Below are 21,100 nucleotides of genomic sequence, written 5' to 3'. Positions count from 1 at the left end.
AAGAAGCGGACGCTAAGAGCGTCCGCTTCTTTATTTAGAGTTTACCTTTTCAATGATGATTCTTTTTCCCGTGTTAATCGTAAATTCAAATCGGTCATTTTTATTTTCTCCATAAGAGAAATGATGCTGAACGGAACAGATTTCTAGATTGTTATCGAAAGTGAAAAAATTCACACCTGACTGGGTACTTGTATTTTCTAAAAAGGTAAGCTGATTATAGCTATAAATGCAATCATATGTGGAGAAACCGAGAGAATTCAATGTTGTCACAAATTGAAAAAAGGAATCATCGGTTAGTTTCTCTAATAATTCTTCAAACGAGTAGATTAACTTCTTCCGGATATGGATGGTTTCATTTTGTTTGAGGAAGACGATTTCATGATTAGTAAGCTGAATGGCTCCTTCTTCTAAGATGATTCCTTGTCTCCAACGGCCTGACCGGTATACCTCTACTTCGTTGTGCATATAGTCTTCAATGGAGGAGGCCTCATCTGTTTCGTCATCAAAGAAAATCCATTGAAAATTAATATATTCTACTTTTCCTTCTGTAAATGCTCTCGTTTGTTGTTTAATTAATTTTACTCGTTGCTGCTGCCTCATTTACAATTACCTCCAATTTGGGATGCCTCACCTACTTTTTTGACAAAATTCGTTGAAAATATAATCGTAACTGGACAAATAACCATCTTTTTATTTTTGCATAGGTTATGTTATACACTTACGACTTTGCTCACAACTTCCTAATCTCCTAAAGAGTATTGTTCGAGTTAGAAAGGATGAAGAATTATGTGCGGGATAACTGGATGGATACATTTTCAAAAGGATTTACGCGAGGAAACGGATACTGTAGCCAAAATGACAAGTACGTTAGCGAAACGCGGACCAGATGATGAAAATGTGTGGAGCGATACCCATGTTGTATTTGGCCATCGTCGTTTAACAGTTGTAGACCCTGTCGGAGGCAAACAACCAATGACGAAGGCGCATGAAAGCGGAGTTTATACACTTTGTTATAATGGTGAGTTGTATAATACAGAAGATTTGCGTAAAGAGCTATTATTAAAAGGATATTCTTTTAAAGGTCATTCTGATACAGAAGTTTTGCTAACTTCTTATATAGAATGGAAAGAAAAATGTGTAGAATTGTTTAATGGAATTTTTGCGTTTGCGATTTGGGATAGTGCGGAGCAAAAACTATTTGTTGGACGTGATCGTTTAGGCGTAAAGCCGCTGTTTTATGCGGAAAGAAATGGCGGACTTTTATTCGGATCGGAATTAAAAGCGCTGCTTGCTCATCCGGATGTTAAAGCAGAAATCAGCTATGAGGGATTAGCGGAAGTATTTGGGGTAGGGCCTTCACGTAAGCCGGGTTCAGGAGTGTTTCATCATATTCAAGAGCTGCGTCCGGCTCATGCGATGACATTGACACGTAACGGACTAAAGATTTGGCGTTATTGGAATGTGAAAAGTGAAGAGCATACGGATAGCTTAGAAGAAACGGTAAATCAAGTTCGTTTCCTTGTTGAAGATGCCGTAACTCGTCAGTTGGTGTCGGATGTGCCGCTTTGTACATTCTTATCAGGCGGTGTTGATTCAAGTGCGATTACCGCAATTGCAGCGAATGCCTATCGCCGTGAAGGGAAAGGACCGCTTCATACGTATTCCATCGATTATGAAGATAACGCGAAGTTTTTTAAAGCAAATGATTTTCAACCAAATGCGGACGGTCCATGGATTGAAAAAATGTCGAATGCATTCCAGACGAGGCATCATTCGTCCGTCATTACACAAGAGCTGTTGACAGACTACTTAACGGAAGCCGTTCATGTTCGCGATTTACCGGGAATGGCGGATGTAGATTCATCTTTACTCTGGTTTTGTAAAGAGATTAAGCAAGATTTTGTGGTCGGCTTGTCTGGAGAATGTGCGGATGAAATTTTTGGCGGATATCCATGGTTCCATCGGGAAGATGACTTGAATCGTTCTGGTTTTCCATGGATGCGTTCAACGGAAGAGCGAGTTTCTTTATTGAAACAGGGATGGCGTGACAAGTTGAAATTAGAGGAATATGCGGAGGAAGCCTATTTAACGACGATTCGTGAAATGCCAAAGCTTCCTGGTGAAACAGGTATAGCAGCCAAGCGAAGAGAACTGTTCTATTTAAATATTCTTTGGTTTATGACGACGTTGTTAGATCGAAAGGACCGAATGAGTATGGGTGCTAGTCTTGAAGTACGGGTTCCTTTTGCGGATCATCGCCTTGTCGAATATGTATGGAATATTCCTTGGGAAATGAAAATGACGGGGAATCGTGAAAAAGGGATTTTACGTAAAGCCCTTGAAGGATTGCTGCCAACGGAAGTGCTTTATCGCAAGAAAAGTCCTTATCCGAAAACGCATAATCCAGTTTACACAGAGCGTGTACAAAGCTGGCTAAAAGAGATTTTAGAGGATTCGAATTCGATGCTCTATGAATTTTTTGACAAACAGAAGCTGAATGAGCTTGTCGAATCAAAGGGAGAGGCGTTTAGAGTGCCTTGGTTTGGGCAATTGATGTCCGGTCCGCAATTGCTCGCTCATTTAGCACAAATGCATGTATGGTTTAACGATTATAAGATTGAGATTGTAGATTGAATAGGATAATCGAGAGGATTTGGTATAAAGTGAAACTTCCATCAGTGGGGGTTTTTCTTCATCCCCCACTGATGGTTAGTCACGTTCTACGGTCACTAAGATTTCAAGCTTCGCTTTCAATCAAGTGACCGTATGAACCTGATTGGTTCAACTATACCTTTGAAAACCACAAAGGTAAGTTTCACTGTATTTTACCAATCGGACCTTTACGGGCAGTTGTCCCCTACCTATCTTCCTTGTTCACTCTGAATCTTGAGGTGGGGGTCTTACTGCCCGTTAAGAGTGGGATAAAATCATGCGCAATTCGGGAATAATCGGGCGAATTCAGTATAAAATCATGCCAAATTCGGAGAGAATCGAGCGAAAAGGCTGCATAATCATGTCCAATGACTTGTTTATTAATTAATTAGGATATTTTGGTATTTAAGTTTGACCTTGGAAGGATAAGAAGCTAATCTTAAAGGCGTAAGGATGTTTAGGGAGGAGGAGCGGAATATGCGCAGAGTGTTATCACTCGTTTTACTTCCGTTTCTTCTTTTTTACGCCATTCCAGTAGGAGCAGCTGAAAAAGAAGAACGAACGTTGGAAGATGAAATCATTTATTCTATCATGATTGACAGGTTTTTTGATGGAAATCCAGAAAATAATGGGGATGCGGATGTTACGAATCCGAATACGTTTAATGGCGGCGATTTTGCCGGTGTGACAAAAAAACTAGATTATTTAAAAGAGATGGGGTTCACAACCATTTTACTTTCCCCTGTTTTTACGAATGATAAAGAGGGGTATCATGGATATTGGGTGGAGGACTTTTACAATACAGATTCGCATTTCGGCACACTAGATGAATTGAAAACATTAGTACAGGAGGCTCATAGTCGAGACATAAAAGTGATGGTAGACTTTGTGGCTAATTCTGTCGGTCCTAATCATCCATGGTTACAGGATCCAACGAAAGAAGATTGGTTTCATGAAAAGAACAGCGATGATGAACAGCTGGAAAAAAGCTGGATTGATGGTCTGCCGGATTTAAATCAAGAAAATCCTAAGGTGAAAGATTATTTATTAGATGCAGCTAAATGGTGGATTGAAGAAACGAATATTGATGGCTATCGCCTTCATCAAGTTGAGTATGTAAACCAAGATTTTTGGAAGGATTTTGTACGGGTTGTTAAATCAGAAAAATCTGACTTCTATCTGATTGGTGATGTTTTAGAGGGGACTCCGAAAACGATTTCCGGCTATGAAGAGACTGGGATGGATGCTTTTATGGATTACACCGAAAATGAAGCATTACGCCAGGCCTTTGCTGCTCCAGATGAAAGTTTAACAAACCTTTTTTCCGTTAAGAGAAAAAACGAGGATTTACTTAAGGCTGACACACAGCTTGTGAACTTTATGGATACGAGTCAATCACCACGCTTTACGTTTGATGCGGCCAATCATAATCAGCATCCAGGTACACGCTGGAAAATAGCTCTATCCTATTTGTATACGACACCCGGTGTGCCTGTTATTTTATATGGCTCCGAAATTGCGTTAAATGGTAATGAAGCCCCTGAAAATCACCAGCTGATGAATTTTAAAACCGAACAAGATTTAGTGGACTATATAACGGATCTTGCCGAAATTCGTGCCGAACATCCTGCTTTATCGCGAGGAAAATTAGATGTTTTATATGAAAAAGACGGTGTCGTTGTGTACAAGCGGACGTTGGCTGAAGAAACGAATGTTGTGGTCATTAATAATACGTCAAAAACGCAAAAGATTGTATTGAATCAATCCCAGCTAGAGGAGAATAAGGAATTGAGAGGGTTATTGAACGGCGACCTCGTTCGCAGTCAAGATGGCAAGTATTCTATTGTCATTGACCGAGAGCTGGCAGAAGTGTACACGCTTGTTCATAAGTCGATTATTAACATTCCTTACTTTGCTGTATTATTTGCCGTACTTGCTTTATTCGCTCTGTTTATTGCTTTAGTCATGAAACGCTCGAAAAGAAATTCAATAGATTAATGGCAGACCTCTCGATTATTCTGTGTACAAGTTACTGTCTAGATGCTGGTTCGTTGTTGGATATGGATGAATAGAGATAGATAATCGGGAGGGTATGAGATGAAAAAAAGATGGTGGAAAGAAGCGGTTTGTTATCAAATTTATCCTAGAAGCTTTCAAGACAGCAATGGGGATGGAATCGGTGATCTGCAAGGTGTCATTTCTCGTCTTGATTATCTTCATGAACTAGGCATCGACGTTCTTTGGATTTGTCCTTTTTTTCAATCGCCTAATGCTGATAATGGATATGATATTAGTGATTATCAAGCGGTTGCTCAAGAATTTGGGACGATGGACGATCTAGAAGTGTTAGTAGAAGAAGTGCATCGGCGCGGTATGAAGATTATCTTGGATCTTGTGCTGAATCACACAAGCGATGAACATCCATGGTTTATTGATTCTCGTTCTTCACAAGATCATCCAAAGCGAGATTGGTATATTTGGCGCGATGGTAAGAATAGAAAAGAGCCGAACAATTGGGAAAGTATTTTCTCAGGAAGTGCGTGGACATACGATGAACAGACGAAGCAATATTACTTGCATCTGTTTGCTGAAAAACAACCGGATTTAAACTGGAAAAATGCCAATATGCGTCGTGCATTATATGACATGATTAATTGGTGGCTTGAAAAAGGAATCGATGGTTTTCGTGTGGATGCGATTACACATATTTATAAGCGAGACGGCTTGCCCAATATGCCGAATCCAGATGGAAAAGAGTACGTTCCAGCTTTTGATATGCATACGAATCAGGATGGAATCCTCGATTATTTGGAAGAATTAAAGACAGAGACGTTTGCTAACTATGATATTATGACCGTGGGTGAAGCAAACGGTGTTCGAATTGAACAAGCTGATGACTGGGTTGGGGAAGAGAACGGAAAGTTTAATATGATTTTTCAATTCGAACATTTAGGACTGTGGAATCGAGGTCATCACGAAACGGTGGATGTTTTGGCTTTAAAGCATGCGCTGTCAAAGTGGCAATATGGCTTGCATAATAAAGGCTGGAATGCTTTATTTTTTGAAAATCATGATCAGCCTAGAAGTGTTTCTACATGGGGCGATGATACACAATACTGGCTGGAAAGTGCGAAAATGATTGGTGCTTTATACTTTCTAATGCAGGGGACACCGTTTATTTATCAAGGACAGGAAATTGGGATGACCAATGTTCAGTTTGCTTCGATTGATGATTATGATGATGTTGGGATGAAAAATTATTATCGCATTGAGACAGCAAAAGGCCGGCCTCATGAGGAAATGATGCAGATTATTTGGAAAAGCGGAAGAGATAACTCGCGAACGCCGATGCAATGGGATAGCAGCGCAAATGCAGGATTTACAAAGGGAGCACCGTGGATGAAGGTGAATAAAAACTATCCGTCTATTAATGTTGCCAATCAAATAACGGATGGTCATTCTATCTATACTTTTTATAAGAAGCTGATTGAGCTGCGCAAGCAATATGAAGTATTTATTTATGGTGCTTATGAATTAGTGTTAGAGGACGATCCACAGATTTATGCTTATATTCGAAGAAGTGAAGGTCAAGCGGCTCTAGTTGTTTGTAACTTTAGTAAACAGAAGCAGTCTATTGATTTATCTTCGTGGTGTACGGAACGAACGCAGCTTCTGCTAGCGAATTATAAGGATGCTTTTGTAAGCATAGAGAAGAATGCTACTCTAAGGCCTTATGAAGTCCTTGTATATCTTCTATAAACTAAGTTAGTAAAGTAGGTCAATTAGCGAAATTGCTTTTGTTTTTTTTGATTGATAGAATGATGTGATATGATTAAACGATTCCAAGGAGATTTATAATGATTAATAAAATTGGCAAAATTACTGTGTATGTACAAGATCAAGAACAGGCAAAGGACTTTTGGGTAAATAAAGTGGGCTTTGTATTGAAATTTGAACAACCGATGGGACCAAACATGTCCTGGATAGAAGTTGGACCTAGTGAAGACGAATTCACTACGTTAGTTCTGTATTCTAAATCTGCAATGGAACAACATCAACCTGCTAAAGTTGCCCATCCATCGATTCTTTTTAGCACAACCGATATTGAATCAGCTTATGAGAATATGAAACAAAATGGAGTAGAAGTAGGGGACATGTTAAGAATGCCGTTTGGAACAATGTTCTCATTTAAGGATCAAGATGGAAATGAGTATTTATTAAGGGAAGATAAATAAGTCGGAGGAAAAACTGTTTTCACTTAGATTTATTAAATAGTATTGCTGATCATACGATTTTTGGCTAAGGTGTGTGAAACTTCGGTTTCACACACCTTTTTAGCTATGCTGAAAGCCTCCTCAAGTATGTAATAAAGGTATGTTCCTTCTTACGTGTTCCACTATTTTGAATGCGTAATTTATATAATATGTGAGGTGTTTTAGGGGTGAAATCACGAATAATTCCAAGGTTCATACTCTCTACCTATCATTTTATTTGATATATACGAGCAAACTGTTTCTAGCATGAAAAAGGGGTTACTTATTTTTTTGTAAAAACCTGTCATATGAAAGTTGCAGATTTTCCATTATTCAACAGAATTTTAGGGAAAATTAACGTTTTAACGCGTTAATTGCTTAAAAATTTCGAATTTAGACACAAATATAGAGAAAGGGACTGTATAATAAGTGTATGATAAAAGATATATCTAAAAAATGAAGAGGCTTTGGATTATCCTTTGCATCTTTTTTAATACATCAAGGGCTTAATGTCTACAGAGGGGAGAGGAAAAGAGTAATGGCCGTTACGATAAAAGACGTGGCACAATTGGCAAACGTTGCTCCTTCGACGGTTTCACGAGTTATTGCAAATAATCCTAGAATTAGTGAAAAAACAAAGGTGCGTGTTCGTGAAGCGATGGAAAAGTTAGGGTATCATCCAAACTTTATTGCACGCAGTTTAGCCAATCAATCAACACAGATTTTGGGCTTAGTAATGCCTGGTTCATCAGAAACGTTTTTTAATAATCCGACGTTCGCTACGATATTACGTGGTTTAAGTGAAGGAGCTCGGGAAAGAAAATATTCATTGCTTATGAATACGGGGAATTCCGATGAAGAGATTTTTGAGGGAGTCGTTGAAATGGTGCAAGGAGGTATGGTGGACGGGATTATTCTAATGTACTCGCGTATGAATGATCACACGATTACCTATTTGCAATCGCGCAATTTTCCTTTTGTCTTAATTGGAAAACCGTATGAATTTGCTGAAGAAATCACATATGTCGATAACGATAATTATTTAGCAGCGAAGGAAGCAACGAATTATTTATTAGAGTTAGGACATAAGAAGGTTGGATTCATTGGGGGCCATTCGAAACTTGTTATGACGCATGAGCGTTTATTAGGCTATGAAGGTGCTTTGAAGGAACATGGAATCGTACCTAGAAACGACTATATTTTTTATGAAGAGGCATTACGAGAAGAGATGCATGAAGTGATGCAAAACCTTTTAAGTTTATCAGAAGTGCCTACCGCTTTAGTCGTCCACGATGATTTAATGGCGCTAAGTATTATGAATAATTTAAGGTCTTTAGGATGCCTTACGCCAGAGCATATGTCTATTGTGAGTTTGAACAATACTTTATTTTCAGAAATTTCACTTTCTTCATTCACTTCTATTGATACAAATATGTATCATACCGGATATCAAGCGGCAAGATGCTTAGTTCAAAAGCTAGCGTCTCCAGGAGAACGAATACAAAATGCTATTATTCCCCATCATTTTGTCGAGCGCGACTCGTGTCAACGAGTGCAAGCGGAGATGTTAGTTTAATATAAAACTCAAGGCTTCCTACCTTATTGGAAAGGAAGCCTTGATCACTTTATCCATTTACAACCGTACCACCATTGATATGGAGCACTTGTCCGCTCATATAAGAGGAATCTTCGCTCGCTAAATATACATAAGCAGGAGCGAGTTCTTCTGGCTGTCCAGCGCGCCCGATTGGCGTATCGCTGCCAAACTTGGAGACATCTTGTTCATTAAAAGAAGCGGGAATGAGCGGTGTCCAAATAGGGCCAGGTGCTACAGCATTCACACGAATACCATCTGTAATAATCGAATTGGAGAGCGCTCGTGTAAAGGAAACGATGGCTCCCTTTGTAGCTGAATAATCGATTAATTTAGGATGACCTTTATAGGCTGTAATGGAAGCGGTGTTGATAATGCTGCTGCCTTTTTTTAAGTGAGGAAGAGCCGCTTTTGTTAAATAGAACATGGAAAAAATATTGGTGCGGAACGTTTTTTCTAGCTGCTCGGCTGTAATATCTAGAAAGTTCGTTTGCACATGCTGTTCAGCCGCATTGTTGACTAAAATATCAAGTCCCCCAAATGCTTCCATTGTTTGTGTAACGACGCTTTGACAAAAAGATTCATTGCCGATATCCCCCTGTAGGAGCAGACATTTTTGGCCTTCTTTCTCTACTAACTGCTTCGTTGTTTTTGCATCCTCAACTTCATCTAAATAGACAATGGCCACGTTTGCGCCTTCTTTGGCGAAATAAGTACTTACAGACCTGCCAATCCCGCTATCGCCACCGGTAATAATGGCCGTTTTACCAGCTAATTTACCGCTACCTTTATAGTTTTCATTTACGGATTTTGGGTTAGGGGTCATCTTTGTTTCTACACCGGGCTGATGTGTTTGATGCTGAGGCGGAAAGGTTTGCTTCGTTTGATTATTATTTGATGGACTCATAAAATCCCTCCTGCTTTTCATATCTACTTCTTCTTATTTGCAAGTGAAGGACTAATAAAACGTGGGAAATATTAGGAAGATAGGTACAGTAAACGACGTATGAATGGCATACTTCGTTTTTTTCTTTTTCATTATCCTTTGTAAATTTGCCTAATTTAAACAAATTAGGGAAATTTAGATTAATGTTGTAACAATAATACTGTATGATGAATAGTATAAATCATATAGTGTATAACATATATTAATTAAAAATTGAGGTGGGTGAATGAGTACTTTACTGAATTCATTAACGACAGAGCTTAGAAGAGGAACGTTGACATTGGCGGTTTTAAGTCAATTGCGAACACCCCAGTACGGATATTCACTTGTTCAGTTATTGGAGGAATCAGGTATTAATATTGATCAAAGTACCTTATATCCGTTGCTTCGCCGCTTGGAGAAACAGGAGTTAGTAACAAGCAGTTGGGACACATCTGAGAGTAGACCCCGTAAGTACTATGTGTTAAGTGAATATGGTGTAGAAATTTTTTTGCAGTTAAAAGGGGAATGGCTGAAGAATTCGAAAGAACTGTATGGGCTATTAACAAAGGGGGAAGACGATGAATCTAATTGATATTTATATACAAGAAGTCACGCGGAGACTGCCTGAAAAAAATCGTGAGGATATTGCCCTCGAATTACGGTCGACGATTGAGGATATGCTGTCCGATGATTACAGCGAGGAAGAGGTGAAGGAAGTCCTTGAAAAAATGGGTAATCCAGCAACGTTGGCTAGCGGTTATCGAGATCAGCCCATGCACTTAATTGGTCCGCGTTATTTTGATGTATATGTCACATTATTAAAGATGATTTTACCAATTGCAGCGGTCATTTCGTTAATCTCAATGATTGCCACATATTTTATGAATTACGGTGGAGAAGAAGCGGTTATTAATGTTGTGCTCCATATTATGGGGGAAGGAATATGGAGAATCATCGAGGTAAGCATGCAAGTATTCTTTTGGGTAACGCTTGTTTTCGCCATTCTCGAACGAACGGATAAAGGAAAAGACCAGGATCCACTAACAACAAGTTTGAGCAAATGGACACCGGATGATTTAAAAAACATTTCGTATATTTCTAAGAAAAAAGCGATTACGAAGTTTGAAGTATTTGGAGGGTTAATGTGGACGGCGATTTGGGCAACCCTTTATTTTTATGCTGAGCATCTTGTAGGGGTATATAGAGGCAGCGAAACAGGTCTTGAATTCGTGGTTCCCGTTTTAAACCATGAAGTGTTACTTCGCTATTGGCCTATTGTGATTGTGATTATCGGGTGTGAAATCGCACTATCTCTCTATAAATTAATGAAAGGGCAATGGACGAAGAGTATAGCTATTTTTAATATGGTTGTTCAGGTTGTAGGCACAGTTGTATTTATTGTCATATTCAGCAATCCCGACTTGCTTCACGCAGAATTCCTTGCCTATATAGCAGATTTTAAACAATTAGAAACGTGGGTGGTTGGCGGAGTAATCAGTATATTTATTATATCTGCCGCAATTGCTGTATTTGACGGTTTTCGTAAGGCTAAAATTAGTTAAATAATGTTAAAAAACTCGCCAATTTTGGCGAGTTTTTTGTATTAGCGGTAATTTAAAAATTGTACATCGATTGATAAATCTGCATTACGAATAGCATTGATAATCGCTTGTAGATCATCACGACTTTTTCCTGTTACGCGGATTTGATCATCTTGGATTTGGCTTTTTACTTTTAAGCCGCTATTTTTAATAATCGTATTAATTTTCTTTGCTTGCTCTTTGTCAATCCCTTGAATAAGCTTTGCACGTTGGCGCACCGTTCCGCCTGAGGCACCTTCAATTTTTCCGTACTCCAAGTTTTTAATGGGCACGTTACGTTTTACAAGTTTACTAAGAAGTACATCCTTTAATTGGTCCAGCTTATATTCATCGTCGGAAACGAGTACAAGCTCTTCTTTTTCTAGCGTAATGTTACTTTTACTTCCTTTGAAATCATAGCGGGTTGCAATTTCTTTCATCGCCATTGTGACAGCATTTGTTACTTCTGGAAACTCTACTTTTGATACAATATCAAATGAACTTTCTTTTGCCATGTCTTACCTCCAGCAAGATTTATTTCCTTTATTATATGGAATGATAGGAGGGAAGACAACTAATCGGATTCTATTTATGGTCAGTTTGTTTAGAATAGGAGTGTTTACCCGCTCTAAGGTTTTCTGTATATTGCACATTTTTTTCGGCATTATGCGCTTGATTATCTTTTGCTTTTTTATTGTTATCTTTTGTTGTAGACATAATAAAACTCCCTTTCGTTTATGGTCAGTTCTTAGTGTTGACGCAAATGAAAGGGAGTATGTATTCGTTTTATTTCGTTTTATTTAAGAAGAAAATGGCGATTGTACCTGGACCAGCATGAGCGCCGATTGTTGCTCCAACCGTATTAATGAAAACATCTTTTGTACCGAACTCTGCTTGAATGGCCGCTTTATATTCTAAAGCCGCTTCTTCATCATCACCATGACTGATTGCAATCGATTGCTCATTCAAATTTTGTCCACGTTCATGCATTAATTCCAGAATTCGTTTCATTAATTTCTTTTTGCCGCGTACTTTTTCAAGTGGAACTAGTTTCCCATCTTCAACATGTAGTAAGGGCTTAATGTTTAATAAACCGCCGACAAAGGCTGAAGCTTTAGAAATTCGTCCGCCGCGGGCTAAATATTCAAGATTATCGACAGTGAAGAGGTGTTCCATGTGACGAATATGGAACTGAATGTCTTCAAGAATCTCTTCTTTAGAAGCACCTTTTGCTGCTAATTGGGCGGCGCTTTTTACGACGAGTCCCGCACCAAGGGAGGCACACTTCGTATCGATAATTTCAAGATCTAATTCTGGATATTGGTCTTTCACTTGATCGCGGCACATAACAGCTGTTTGATAAGTTCCAGACAACTGAGAAGAAAAAGCAATATAAATGCCTTGTCGTTTTTCTTTCGCAAATTGTGTGAATAATTCTATTACATATTCCGGAGAAGGTTGGGATGTTTTAGGAGCTTTTCCTTCACGCATCGCATCATAAACTTCTTTTGGAGTAATCGTTTGTAGGTCTGCGTAATTTTTCCCTTCGAGATTTACTAGAAGAGGGATAAATGAGACATTGTTTTCTGTGTAGAAAGACAATGGCAAATCACATGCACTGTCTGCCAAAATTGTGATAGCCACGCTTACACCTGCTTTCTTCATTATTTAATTATGTATGTTTAGTGTAGCACGATAAGCGAAAAAAACCATCTATTCTGCTCGTTCTAACCTATACAATATTGCAATTTTTTTTGAGTAAGCAGCAGGGAATAGAGGAGTTAATGAACTCTAGAATGAAAGGGTTGTTTTTATCTTTGTATACCTTGGTATACAAAGATAAAAAATATTAATCTATAAGAAAAACTTGGAAAACTATTGAATAAAATGGAAAAATTTGAAATAATACATTATATCTACCAAACAGTCTTGAATTCTGTCTGCATACTTAGGAAGACGCTTTGAACTTTCTTTCATTCGGAAGAAGAATGAAAGAATAGGTATAAGAGAGTGTATAAGAGAGTGTATAAGAGAGTGTATAAGAATGGTAGATATGTTTTTTGAAGTTGATGAAAGCGGTTACAGTAGTTAGGGGGGATAAGAGGAGAAAAAGTGCTGAAGTGAAGGGAATCATGGGTAAACCGAAGACTGAAGACTCTGTATTTTCAAAAGACGAATAAAGGAGTTGAAATGATGGGTAACAATGCACAGAATAGTCAAGAAGTTCAGGTTGTTGATTTTGAAAAAATTATTGAAACACCGGAATTTAAAGCTTTGACTCGTCGAAAAACTAAGTTTATGACGCCTTATATTATTGTGTTCTTAGTAGCCTTTTTCATGCTGCCTATTCTAACAGGATATACAAAGGTCCTTAATTCAAATGCGATTGGGTTGATTAATTGGACTTGGATATACGCTTTTAGCATGTTCGTATTGACATGGGTTTTTTCAACAATTTATACGAAGAAAGCTTCTAGCTTTGATAAGGAAGCAGAAGAGATTATTGAAAAACACATTTTGAAGTAGGGGGAGGTCTTTGGTTTGAATGCGATCACATTAATCATCTTTTTTGGTGTAATAGGGATCACGCTTTATGTTACATATTTGGCAGCAAAGCGTACGTCTACAGCAAGTGAATTTTATACAGCTGGCGGCTCGTTGACCGGCTGGCAAAATGGACTTGCGATTGCGGGGGATTACTTATCTGCTGCTTCTTTCCTAGGGATTGCCGGGGCCATTTCATTAAATGGTTTTGACGGTTTTTATTATAGTGTAGGGTGGCTTGTGGCATACCTGGTCGTTTTATTCTTAATCGCAGAACCACTTCGTAATCTTGGAAAATATACGATGGCTGATATGATTGGTGCCCGCTTTTCAGCGACAAAAGTTCGCGGTGCAGCAGCTTTAAATACAATTACAATCGTTATTTTCTATATGATTGCTCAGCTTGTTGGGGCAGGAGCACTTATTAAGTTACTTTTTGGACTTGAGTACTGGATGGCCGTAATTCTTGTTGGGATTATGATGTCGATTTATGTATTATTCGGAGGAATGGGAGCTACAAGTTGGGTACAAATCATCAAAGCCGGCCTTCTTATGGCAGGAACAGTCGTTATTTCTTTCCTTGTCCTTTTAAAATTTGATTTTAGCATGGTTGCCATGTTTGAGAAGGTATCGACAGCTACTGCTCATGGTGAAAATTTCTTACTTTCAGGTACCGTTTATAAAAACCCATTAGAATTAATTTCCGTTCTGATTGCGCTTTTATTAGGTACTGCTGGTCTTCCACATATCTTAATGCGCTTCTTTACAGTAAAAGATGCGAAAACAGCTCGCTCCTCTGTTATTTACGCAGTTTGGATTATTGGTATTTTTTATGTTTTAACAATCTTCCTAGGTTTCGGTGCAGCGGCCTTCGTTGGTACTGATGCGATTGTAGCTGAAAATGCGGCTGGTAATATGGCTGCTCCGATGCTTGCCGGTATACTAGGTGGAAATGCACTAGAATCATTCGTAGCAGCAGTTGCATTTGCCACGATTCTAGCGGTTGTTGCTGGTCTTGTACTATCTGGAGCTTCGGCTCTTGCACATGATCTGTATGGACAAATTATTAAAAAAGGTAAAGTAACAGAAAAGCAGCAAGTAGCTGCTGCACGTTGGGCTGCTCTTGGTGTTGCTGTATTCTCTATCCTTCTTGCACTTGGTTCAGAAAAGTTGAATGTTGCGTTCCTTGTTTCGATTGCCTTTTGCATTGCGGCATCTGCGAACGTACCGACGCTTCTTTTTACAATCTATTGGAAACGATTTAATACGACAGGTGCAGTTGCTTCGATGGTGACTGGATTAATTGTAGCGGTTGTCCTAGTAATTCTCGGTCCTAACGTTATTAATCCTGTTGAAGGAAAAGCATTTTTCGTTGGCGAGCCGCTATTCCCGTGGACAAATCCTGCAATTATCTCCGTTCCAGCTGGATTCCTTGCAGCTATTATAGGAAGCCTTCTATCATCTAAGAGCGAAGGTGAGAAGAGTTACGCTGAAGTTAAATTCCAAGCTGAAACAGGTTATAGAGGACTTGAAGACACTGGAACTGACGGTGGCTATAATCCACATGCGCATTAATCCTTAGTTTAGGGATACGTCAAGAAGCGGTAGAAAGCGCCGCTTGATTAAATAATCTTTTCAAACCGTCATCCCCCGTCCTTAAAAGACGGGGGATTTTTCTTATAAGCAAATAATAGGGATCGTGGGGTAGGAGAGATGAACGTTCATGAACAAAAAGAGCTGATGGAGAAAGTTCACAATCAGCCTTTATTTAAAGGTGTATCGAATGAAACGTTTTTACAGCTTATGGACGATTGTGAGCTGCAGTATTATCGGAAATCTGAAAAAATCCCTTACTCTAAACATCCACATGAAGGTTTACTTCTCATCTTGAAAGGGTCTGCTGAAGTATTGGTTGAAGCGGAAAATGGGAGATGGGAAGTTCTCGAAGTGCTTCAGGAAGGGGAACTCTTTGGCTTTTCCACCCTCGCTTATTTCTTAGGTGAGCCTGATGAGCCCGTTGGTCAACATGAAGTTGAAGTTGAAGCGGTAAACCATTCATACTGTCTGCAAATTCCTTATTCGGTCATTAGGCGAAGATGGGAAGATGAGTTTGTACGTGATTATATGCTAAGACAAGTAGCTCTCCGACTGCGAGAGATTTATTCATCACTTGCGGAACAGGTAAAGTTGGCAGGGGAATGGGGAGAAAGTGAGCCGTTTGTTCGCCGAGCACAAGACTTGATGCAAGCACCTGCTTTTACAGTAGATGAAGATGAAACAGTGCAAAATATCGCACGGAAAATGGTGAATCACTCCATTGGTACGATGCTTGTTGTGGATAAAAAGGAGCATTTACTCGGGATTATTACGGAAAAAGACATTGTTGAGCGCGTTGTAGCGGGAACCTTTACGATCCCTCCAAAAGCAAAAGATATTATGACAAACAAGGTACATACGGTTTCCCGTCATGATTACTATTACGAAGTACTATCAATGTTTTATACAACTGGAGTGAAGAATTTACCCGTTGTTGAAGGGGAGAAAGTAGTAGGGATTGTGACGCTTTCTAATTTGATTGCGAAAAGAAATAGAGGTGCAATGGGAGTCATCAAGAAGATTGAAGACTCTTCATTTGAAAATTTACCACAGGTGAAACATGCAATCTATGACGTGTTATCCAGTTTAATTCATGATGAAATCTCAACGATTCAAACTTTGAAAATTATTACTAAATTATATGACCGACTTGCTTATCATTGTGTTAATCTAGCCGTTAAATCGTTGGAACAGAAAGGAAAAGGCACACCGCCTGTTCCGTTTTGTTTATATCAAATGGGCAGTGGTGCACGTGGAGAACAGTTTATGTTAACGGATCAAGATCATTTCCTCGTTTATGCTGATAGTGAGAAAGATAACAAAGGGAAGGTAAAACAATATTTCTCATTGCTCGGTCAAGAGATTGTTCATCATCTTGAACAGGCAGGGTATGCATTATGTAAAGGAAAGATGATGTCAAGCGAGCAAGTTTGGCGCGGTTCGCTTTTGGAATGGAAGCGGCGTCTTCATCTTTGGGCACTAAAGTTAAAGGATGAGCATATTTTATTGGGCCATAATTTTTTGTCGTTTCGGTTTTTATACGGAAATCATTCATTGAATGGACAATTTGTGGATCTCGTTCAAGGTCAATTGGAAAAGTCGCGCACGTTCATCTATTACATGGCACAGCAGGAGCGGGAAAAGCTAGTACCACAGTTTGACCAGCCTTTTGGCATTCTCTTCAAAGGGAAAAGGCAAGTTATTGACATAAAAAAGCATGCATTATTTCCCCTTCATCACTGTCTGCAAATTTTAGGGGTACATAATGGCTTGATTGAAGGGACTACAATCGAACTGTTGAATGAATTGGTGAAAAAAGGAGAACTATCGGAAGGGTTTGCAGATGATTTACACCATGCATACGAAGTAGCGCTCCGAACACGCATTCAAATGTCGTGGAGAAAACATCTTCGTAACGAAGAAATTACAACGGAAATTAAACTGTCTTCCATTCGCACTTGGGAAAAAGATGAATTAATTACGATGTTAAAAACAGTCAGGTCACTGCAGTTTTATCTCCTCTCGAAATTGTGAATTTAAAATAAGGGGTGAAGGAGAATGTTCTGGGGGAAAAAGCAATTCAACCACTGTTTGGATCAATCACTATATTTGGACACACCATTTCGCGATCTATCATTTACTGTTTTTGATACAGAAACGACGGGTTTTTCAATTGGTGCCAAAGATCGAGTCATTGAAATAGGAGCTGTCCAAGTAGCTAATATGGAAGTAACAGATAAGACGTTTCAATCTTTTGTTAATCCGATGCGGAAAATTCCAGTTCATATTATAGAATTAACATCCATTGAACAACAACAAGTGAATGAAGCACCTTTAGCTCTTGAAGTGATTGAACAATACTTCCGTTTTATGGAGAATCATGATAGTAAGGGATGGGTGGGGCACTGTATTAGCTTCGATGTAATGGTTATAAAAAAAGAATTGAATCGTATGAAATATACGTTTCAACAACCACTAGCGCTTGATACGATTGACTTAATTCATTGTTTATTTCCTTCCTGGGATATGCGCGATCTTGAAGAGTATGCTGCTTTGTTTGGTACGAAGGTATTTACACGTCACAGAGCTCTCGGGGATGCATTAACAACCGCATATTTATTTGTGGAACTATTAAAGCGTTTCGAGGAAAAAGGAATGACGGCATTAGGCGATTTAGTGAAGCTATCCAGTAGAAAAAAACGTCAAAACGCATTGCTATTTTGAGTAGAAAGAAGGCTTGCTTTGTCGAAGGACAAGCATAATGTATACTTATTTTTTCTTTAGAGAGGACTTACTTATCCATTACATAATAACAGAAAATCCAAAGGCCAGACTTATAAAAGTCCGGCCTTTGCTTAGGGTGAAGGCTTATTTTAGGTGATCTTCTAATCTCTGTTGCAGCTCCCGAAGCTGTTCTTTTTCAGCCTCTGTTGAATTAGCAAAGGCTGAAGAAAGTGCATTCTTGGCTACGTCCACCGCATTTTCATTACTTTCATGACTTTCATGACGCTCAGACTGCAGAACATTCTCAACAAACTCACGCGCTTCTTGAAATAGTCTATTTGCCATTACAAGCCTCCATAAAATTGGTTTGACTTTTGACGTTGTTCGGCTTCTTCAAACGTAGAATGATAAGGAATCTTTTGAGCATGCAAGGCAACCGAGTCTTTACCCTGCTGAACAAATCGTTTCGATTTACTGCGTTTACCCATGCTTATCTCCTCCGATTGTGAGCGTTTGACACAAAAGTTACGGTGTCAAATATAGTTTGACCGTTTCGGTGGATTTTATAGAGGAAATAAAGGGTATTTAGGCAAGTTTAATATTGAATTTATCTTCCAGGAATACGGCAATACCGTCTTCTTCATTTGTTAAGGTAGTTATGTTTGCTAATGACTTAAGCTGAGATATGGCATTGCCCATTGCAACACCAGTGCCTGCATAATCAATCATTTCTAAGTCATTATCTTCATCGCCAAAAGCGATAATTCGTTCTTTCGGTATATCTAAATAATTTGAAACTTTTTGAATACCGACTGCTTTATTTAGCCCGCTTTTCACAATTTCAATAACATGAAAAGGAGCAGCCCAACTGCGATGATCAATCACTTCGGCATGAACAGATGTTAAATGCTCACGAATTTCCGTAACTTGGTGTTCTTCAGCATGAATGAGCATACTTGTGGGAGACTGTTCTAAGAAGTTACGTAAATCGCCTGTTGTTACTTTTGGATTACCCATTTTTAAAAGGTCAATGAGCTTTTCATCATGATAATGAAAATATACGTCATCGCGAACTTCAGCGATAATATTATGATAGTCGAATTCGTCACATGCTTCGACGATATCCTTTGCCACGTTGATATCTAATGGTGAATGGTACATTCCCCAGCTTGTTTGTAATGGATGATGCACGAAAGCGCCATTAAAATTGACGATTGGTGTTGTTAATCCGAGTTGACGATAATACAATTCGCTGGCACGATATGGTCTTCCAGTGGCAATCATGATTTGATGACCATCTTCTTTGAGCTTTGTTAAAACTTGCTTTGTACGAGACGAAATTTGTTTTTCATTATTCAGTAATGTTCCGTCAAGATCTAACACGATTAAATGTTTATCAGCCATCAATGAGCACCTTCGTTTCTGTTTTGTATTTTTGTACTTTCAGTATACTGTACGATAACCGAATTACTATGAAGTTTATGCAAATATTTGTAAAGTTTATTGTAATGCAAATTCAAATCTTTTTCATTGAATTTGCATTGATGTATGATGAAACTCAGTGGAGTTTATTAATTTCCATACATGGAGGCGTTTCAAATTGATTACCATCAAGAGCGAAAAAATTGGCAATATCCCAGTATTACATATGAGCAAGGAAGAGTTGTTTGAAAAAAAGCAGCCGCTTATTTTCTTTATTCATGGTTTTATGAGTGCAAAGGAACATAATCTACATTATGCATACTTGCTAGCGGAAAAGGGGTTTCGCGTTATTTTACCGGATGTAATTCACCATGGTGAAAGAGCATCGGGATACAATGAAAAAGAATTATCGTCCCGCTTTTGGAAAATGATTGTTCAGACGATTCATGAATTGAACATACTAAAGGAAGAACTTGTGTCTAGACATTCAGTTCAAGCGGACAAAATCGGAGTTGTCGGAACCTCAATGGGCGGCATTGTCACGAATGGGGCACTTGCTGCATATGACTGGATTTCCGCAGCTGTGAGTTTGATGGGCAACCCCGCCTATGTTAGGTTTGCTGAATATCAAGTAGAGCAAATGAAAAAGATACTACCAGAATTGGATTTAAAGGAAAAGGATGTTCAAGAACAATTGGAATTGTTAAAGCCTTATGATTTAAGCTTAAATCCAGATAAGCTGCAAAACAGACCGCTTATGTTTTGGCATGGAGCAAAAGATCAAGTCGTGCCTTATAAGTTTGCTTATGATTTTTATCAGCATATTAAATCGAATTATGACAGCAAGCCGGATCATTTTATGTTTATTTTAGATGAAAAGGCTGGACATAAAGTGTCACGATCAGGAGTATTACAAACGGTGGCATGGTTCGATAAGCACTTGCAGCCAACGATACAAAAAGTTTAAGAATTTAGTGTAAATCTGTTATGATGCTCATGTGGAGATAATTTTTCCATATGAAAAAGGAGTGAACAACGTGGATCAAGATGTAAAAGATAGTATTATGGGAGCGTTAGAGCGCGTAATCGACCCAGAGTTAGGGGTAGATATTGTGAATCTAGGGCTTGTATATGATGTTGATATGGATGAAGAAGGCTATACAACAATTACAATGACGTTAACGGCTATGGGCTGTCCGCTTGCTGGAGTTATTGTGGATCAAGTGAAATATGCACTTGAAGATCTGCCAGAAGTAAAAGAAACAGAAGTGAACATTGTCTGGACGCCAGCATGGACGAAAGATAAAATGTCTCGATATGCAAAAATCGCGCTTGGCATTAAATAATGGAGAAAAGGTCAGATCATGATGATTTGGCCTTTTTTAATTGGATATGCTAAAAAAGTGTATGAAACATACCCTTTCTATTAATAATTATGTTGGTAAAGAAAGAATGTTGAGGGAAATGTGAAAAAAATTTGAACAACTTATCAAATTATAGATTTATTAATTAAGAAAAAGTTCAAAAAAGATGTGAGAAAAGTCACCGCTGAATATCTCTGGATTTGATAATGTGGCAACAGGGGTTAAGTTTTTATATGTATGAATGCAGTCGAGATGAATGAACCTGTCTCCATCTATTCATCTGTTTGTTTTTGCTGCTATAAGGGATTCCAAGGGGATGGGATTGTTACAAAAGAAGCTTGGGTTGAATAGTTTATACATCGATTCACTTACTGGGGGGTAGGTTGAATGGATGGTAACCATGAGATTATGGATGTAGTTCTTCTCGAAACTTCGTATATACT

The 21,100-nt window shown here is 38.6% G+C and carries 21 protein-coding genes; 13 read left to right on the top strand and 8 right to left on the bottom strand.

What is annotated here, in order from left to right; all coding sequences use genetic code 11:
- Window positions 1-30: 30 nt before the first annotated feature.
- Window positions 31-600, bottom strand: a complete 570-nt coding sequence (locus V7068_RS10455; protein ID WP_499712674.1) for a DUF2777 domain-containing protein — start codon at window positions 598-600, stop codon at window positions 31-33.
- A 186-nt stretch (window positions 601-786) separates the two neighbouring features.
- Here V7068_RS10455 and asnB point away from each other — a divergent pair, with 186 nt between their 5' ends.
- The 5 genes from asnB (at window position 787) to V7068_RS10430 (ending at window position 8,481) form a co-directional block, all read left to right on the top strand.
- A complete protein-coding gene (gene asnB, locus V7068_RS10450; RefSeq protein ID WP_499712673.1) occupies window positions 787-2,634 on the top strand; it encodes an asparagine synthase (glutamine-hydrolyzing) in 1,848 nt (615 codons plus the stop codon).
- Between the two features lie 495 nt (window positions 2,635-3,129).
- On the top strand, window positions 3,130-4,650 hold the full coding sequence (locus V7068_RS10445) for an alpha-amylase family glycosyl hydrolase (RefSeq protein ID WP_499712672.1): 1,521 nt from the start codon (window positions 3,130-3,132) through the stop codon (window positions 4,648-4,650).
- A 99-nt stretch (window positions 4,651-4,749) separates the two neighbouring features.
- Window positions 4,750-6,411 carry a glycoside hydrolase family 13 protein gene (locus V7068_RS10440; RefSeq protein ID WP_499712671.1) on the top strand — a complete coding sequence of 554 codons (1,662 nt, stop codon included), beginning with the start codon at window positions 4,750-4,752 and terminating at the stop codon, window positions 6,409-6,411.
- Window positions 6,412-6,509: 98 nt separating this feature from the next.
- Window positions 6,510-6,887, top strand: coding sequence for a VOC family protein (locus V7068_RS10435; RefSeq protein WP_499712670.1), 378 nt, complete (start codon window positions 6,510-6,512; stop codon window positions 6,885-6,887).
- Window positions 6,888-7,443: 556 nt separating this feature from the next.
- Window positions 7,444-8,481 (top strand): LacI family DNA-binding transcriptional regulator, encoded by a 1,038-nt coding sequence (locus tag V7068_RS10430; protein WP_499712669.1) that lies wholly within the window; start codon window positions 7,444-7,446, stop codon window positions 8,479-8,481.
- Window positions 8,482-8,530: 49 nt separating this feature from the next.
- Here V7068_RS10430 and V7068_RS10425 read toward each other — a convergent pair whose 3' ends face one another.
- Complete coding sequence (locus V7068_RS10425) at window positions 8,531-9,406, bottom strand: SDR family oxidoreductase (RefSeq protein WP_499712668.1); 876 nt, start codon at window positions 9,404-9,406, stop codon at window positions 8,531-8,533.
- Window positions 9,407-9,671: 265 nt separating this feature from the next.
- Here V7068_RS10425 and V7068_RS10420 point away from each other — a divergent pair, with 265 nt between their 5' ends.
- Window positions 9,672-10,019 carry a PadR family transcriptional regulator gene (locus tag V7068_RS10420; RefSeq protein ID WP_252293332.1) on the top strand — a complete coding sequence of 116 codons (348 nt, stop codon included), beginning with the start codon at window positions 9,672-9,674 and terminating at the stop codon, window positions 10,017-10,019.
- Window positions 10,006-10,989 (top strand): HAAS signaling domain-containing protein, encoded by a 984-nt coding sequence (locus tag V7068_RS10415; protein ID WP_499712667.1) that lies wholly within the window; start codon window positions 10,006-10,008, stop codon window positions 10,987-10,989. The genes V7068_RS10420 and V7068_RS10415 overlap by 14 nt, the downstream gene beginning before the upstream one ends.
- Before the next feature lie 41 nt (window positions 10,990-11,030).
- On the opposite strand, the gene V7068_RS10410 is transcribed toward V7068_RS10415, so the two are convergent.
- The 3 genes from V7068_RS10410 to V7068_RS10400 all read right to left on the bottom strand — a co-directional run bounded on the left by V7068_RS10410 (window position 11,031) and on the right by V7068_RS10400 (window position 12,651).
- The gene (locus tag V7068_RS10410) at window positions 11,031-11,522 is read right to left on the bottom strand and encodes a YajQ family cyclic di-GMP-binding protein (RefSeq protein ID WP_119117146.1); all 492 of its coding nucleotides are present in this window, start codon (window positions 11,520-11,522) and stop codon (window positions 11,031-11,033) included.
- A 70-nt stretch (window positions 11,523-11,592) separates the two neighbouring features.
- Window positions 11,593-11,724, bottom strand: coding sequence for a DUF3941 domain-containing protein (locus tag V7068_RS10405; RefSeq protein WP_499712666.1), 132 nt, complete (start codon window positions 11,722-11,724; stop codon window positions 11,593-11,595).
- A 69-nt stretch (window positions 11,725-11,793) separates the two neighbouring features.
- Complete coding sequence (locus V7068_RS10400; protein WP_499712665.1) at window positions 11,794-12,651, bottom strand: DegV family protein; 858 nt, start codon at window positions 12,649-12,651, stop codon at window positions 11,794-11,796.
- 549 nt (window positions 12,652-13,200) lie between these two features.
- Here V7068_RS10400 and V7068_RS10395 point away from each other — a divergent pair.
- From V7068_RS10395 to V7068_RS10380, 4 genes are all read left to right on the top strand, one after another.
- Entirely contained in the window at window positions 13,201-13,533 is a 333-nt protein-coding gene (locus V7068_RS10395; protein WP_499712663.1) for a DUF485 domain-containing protein, read from the top strand.
- A 15-nt stretch (window positions 13,534-13,548) separates the two neighbouring features.
- Window positions 13,549-15,126, top strand: a complete 1,578-nt coding sequence (locus tag V7068_RS10390; RefSeq protein WP_499712662.1) for a solute symporter family protein — start codon at window positions 13,549-13,551, stop codon at window positions 15,124-15,126.
- Between the two features lie 138 nt (window positions 15,127-15,264).
- Complete coding sequence (locus V7068_RS10385) at window positions 15,265-17,181, top strand: DUF294 nucleotidyltransferase-like domain-containing protein (protein WP_499712661.1); 1,917 nt, start codon at window positions 15,265-15,267, stop codon at window positions 17,179-17,181.
- Between the two features lie 24 nt (window positions 17,182-17,205).
- Window positions 17,206-17,871, top strand: coding sequence for a 3'-5' exonuclease (locus V7068_RS10380; RefSeq protein WP_499712660.1), 666 nt, complete (start codon window positions 17,206-17,208; stop codon window positions 17,869-17,871).
- A gap of 144 nt (window positions 17,872-18,015) precedes the next feature.
- On the opposite strand, the gene V7068_RS10375 is transcribed toward V7068_RS10380, so the two are convergent.
- The 3 genes from V7068_RS10375 to V7068_RS10365 form a co-directional block, all read right to left on the bottom strand.
- Window positions 18,016-18,216 (bottom strand): DUF3813 domain-containing protein, encoded by a 201-nt coding sequence (locus tag V7068_RS10375; protein ID WP_499712658.1) that lies wholly within the window; start codon window positions 18,214-18,216, stop codon window positions 18,016-18,018.
- On the bottom strand, window positions 18,216-18,359 hold the full coding sequence (locus V7068_RS10370) for a hypothetical protein (protein ID WP_164853128.1): 144 nt from the start codon (window positions 18,357-18,359) through the stop codon (window positions 18,216-18,218). The genes V7068_RS10375 and V7068_RS10370 overlap by 1 nt, the downstream gene beginning before the upstream one ends.
- Before the next feature lie 97 nt (window positions 18,360-18,456).
- Entirely contained in the window at window positions 18,457-19,275 is an 819-nt protein-coding gene (locus tag V7068_RS10365; protein ID WP_499712657.1) for a Cof-type HAD-IIB family hydrolase, read from the bottom strand.
- 196 nt (window positions 19,276-19,471) lie between these two features.
- Here V7068_RS10365 and V7068_RS10360 point away from each other — a divergent pair, with 196 nt between their 5' ends.
- Window positions 19,472-20,260: a prolyl oligopeptidase family serine peptidase gene (locus tag V7068_RS10360; protein WP_499712655.1), complete on the top strand. Its 789-nt coding sequence runs from the start codon at window positions 19,472-19,474 to the stop codon at window positions 20,258-20,260.
- Window positions 20,261-20,357: 97 nt separating this feature from the next.
- Window positions 20,358-20,639 (top strand): metal-sulfur cluster assembly factor, encoded by a 282-nt coding sequence (locus V7068_RS10355; RefSeq protein ID WP_373995333.1) that lies wholly within the window; start codon window positions 20,358-20,360, stop codon window positions 20,637-20,639.
- Window positions 20,640-21,100 lie beyond the last annotated feature (461 nt).

Origin of the sequence: Bacillus sp. JJ634 (genome assembly GCF_036962285.1) — a bacterium.
Classification (GTDB): Bacteria; Bacillota; Bacilli; order Bacillales; family DSM-1321; genus Peribacillus; species Peribacillus asahii_A.
The sequence above is the reverse complement of the archived record's forward strand: the minus strand, read 5'-3'. Positions and strand labels throughout refer to the sequence as shown.

Bases quoted from the DNA above. Each gene is read 5' to 3' on its own strand.
- V7068_RS10455 (WP_499712674.1), bottom strand. From the start codon at position 600: ATGAGGCAGCAGCAACGAGTAAAATTAATTAAACAACAAACGAGAGCA.
- asnB (WP_499712673.1), top strand. From the start codon at position 787: ATGTGCGGGATAACTGGATGGATACATTTTCAAAAGGATTTACGCGAG.
- V7068_RS10445 (WP_499712672.1), top strand. From the start codon at position 3,130: ATGCGCAGAGTGTTATCACTCGTTTTACTTCCGTTTCTTCTTTTTTAC.
- V7068_RS10440 (WP_499712671.1), top strand. From the start codon at position 4,750: ATGAAAAAAAGATGGTGGAAAGAAGCGGTTTGTTATCAAATTTATCCT.
- V7068_RS10435 (WP_499712670.1), top strand. From the start codon at position 6,510: ATGATTAATAAAATTGGCAAAATTACTGTGTATGTACAAGATCAAGAA.
- V7068_RS10430 (WP_499712669.1), top strand. From the start codon at position 7,444: ATGGCCGTTACGATAAAAGACGTGGCACAATTGGCAAACGTTGCTCCT.
- V7068_RS10425 (WP_499712668.1), bottom strand. From the start codon at position 9,406: ATGAGTCCATCAAATAATAATCAAACGAAGCAAACCTTTCCGCCTCAG.
- V7068_RS10420 (WP_252293332.1), top strand. From the start codon at position 9,672: ATGAGTACTTTACTGAATTCATTAACGACAGAGCTTAGAAGAGGAACG.
- V7068_RS10415 (WP_499712667.1), top strand. From the start codon at position 10,006: ATGAATCTAATTGATATTTATATACAAGAAGTCACGCGGAGACTGCCT.
- V7068_RS10410 (WP_119117146.1), bottom strand. From the start codon at position 11,522: ATGGCAAAAGAAAGTTCATTTGATATTGTATCAAAAGTAGAGTTTCCA.
- V7068_RS10405 (WP_499712666.1), bottom strand. From the start codon at position 11,724: ATGTCTACAACAAAAGATAACAATAAAAAAGCAAAAGATAATCAAGCG.
- V7068_RS10395 (WP_499712663.1), top strand. From the start codon at position 13,201: ATGGGTAACAATGCACAGAATAGTCAAGAAGTTCAGGTTGTTGATTTT.
- V7068_RS10385 (WP_499712661.1), top strand. From the start codon at position 15,265: ATGAACGTTCATGAACAAAAAGAGCTGATGGAGAAAGTTCACAATCAG.
- V7068_RS10380 (WP_499712660.1), top strand. From the start codon at position 17,206: ATGTTCTGGGGGAAAAAGCAATTCAACCACTGTTTGGATCAATCACTA.
- V7068_RS10375 (WP_499712658.1), bottom strand. From the start codon at position 18,216: ATGGCAAATAGACTATTTCAAGAAGCGCGTGAGTTTGTTGAGAATGTT.
- V7068_RS10370 (WP_164853128.1), bottom strand. From the start codon at position 18,359: ATGGGTAAACGCAGTAAATCGAAACGATTTGTTCAGCAGGGTAAAGAC.
- V7068_RS10365 (WP_499712657.1), bottom strand. From the start codon at position 19,275: ATGGCTGATAAACATTTAATCGTGTTAGATCTTGACGGAACATTACTG.
- V7068_RS10355 (WP_373995333.1), top strand. From the start codon at position 20,358: ATGGGAGCGTTAGAGCGCGTAATCGACCCAGAGTTAGGGGTAGATATT.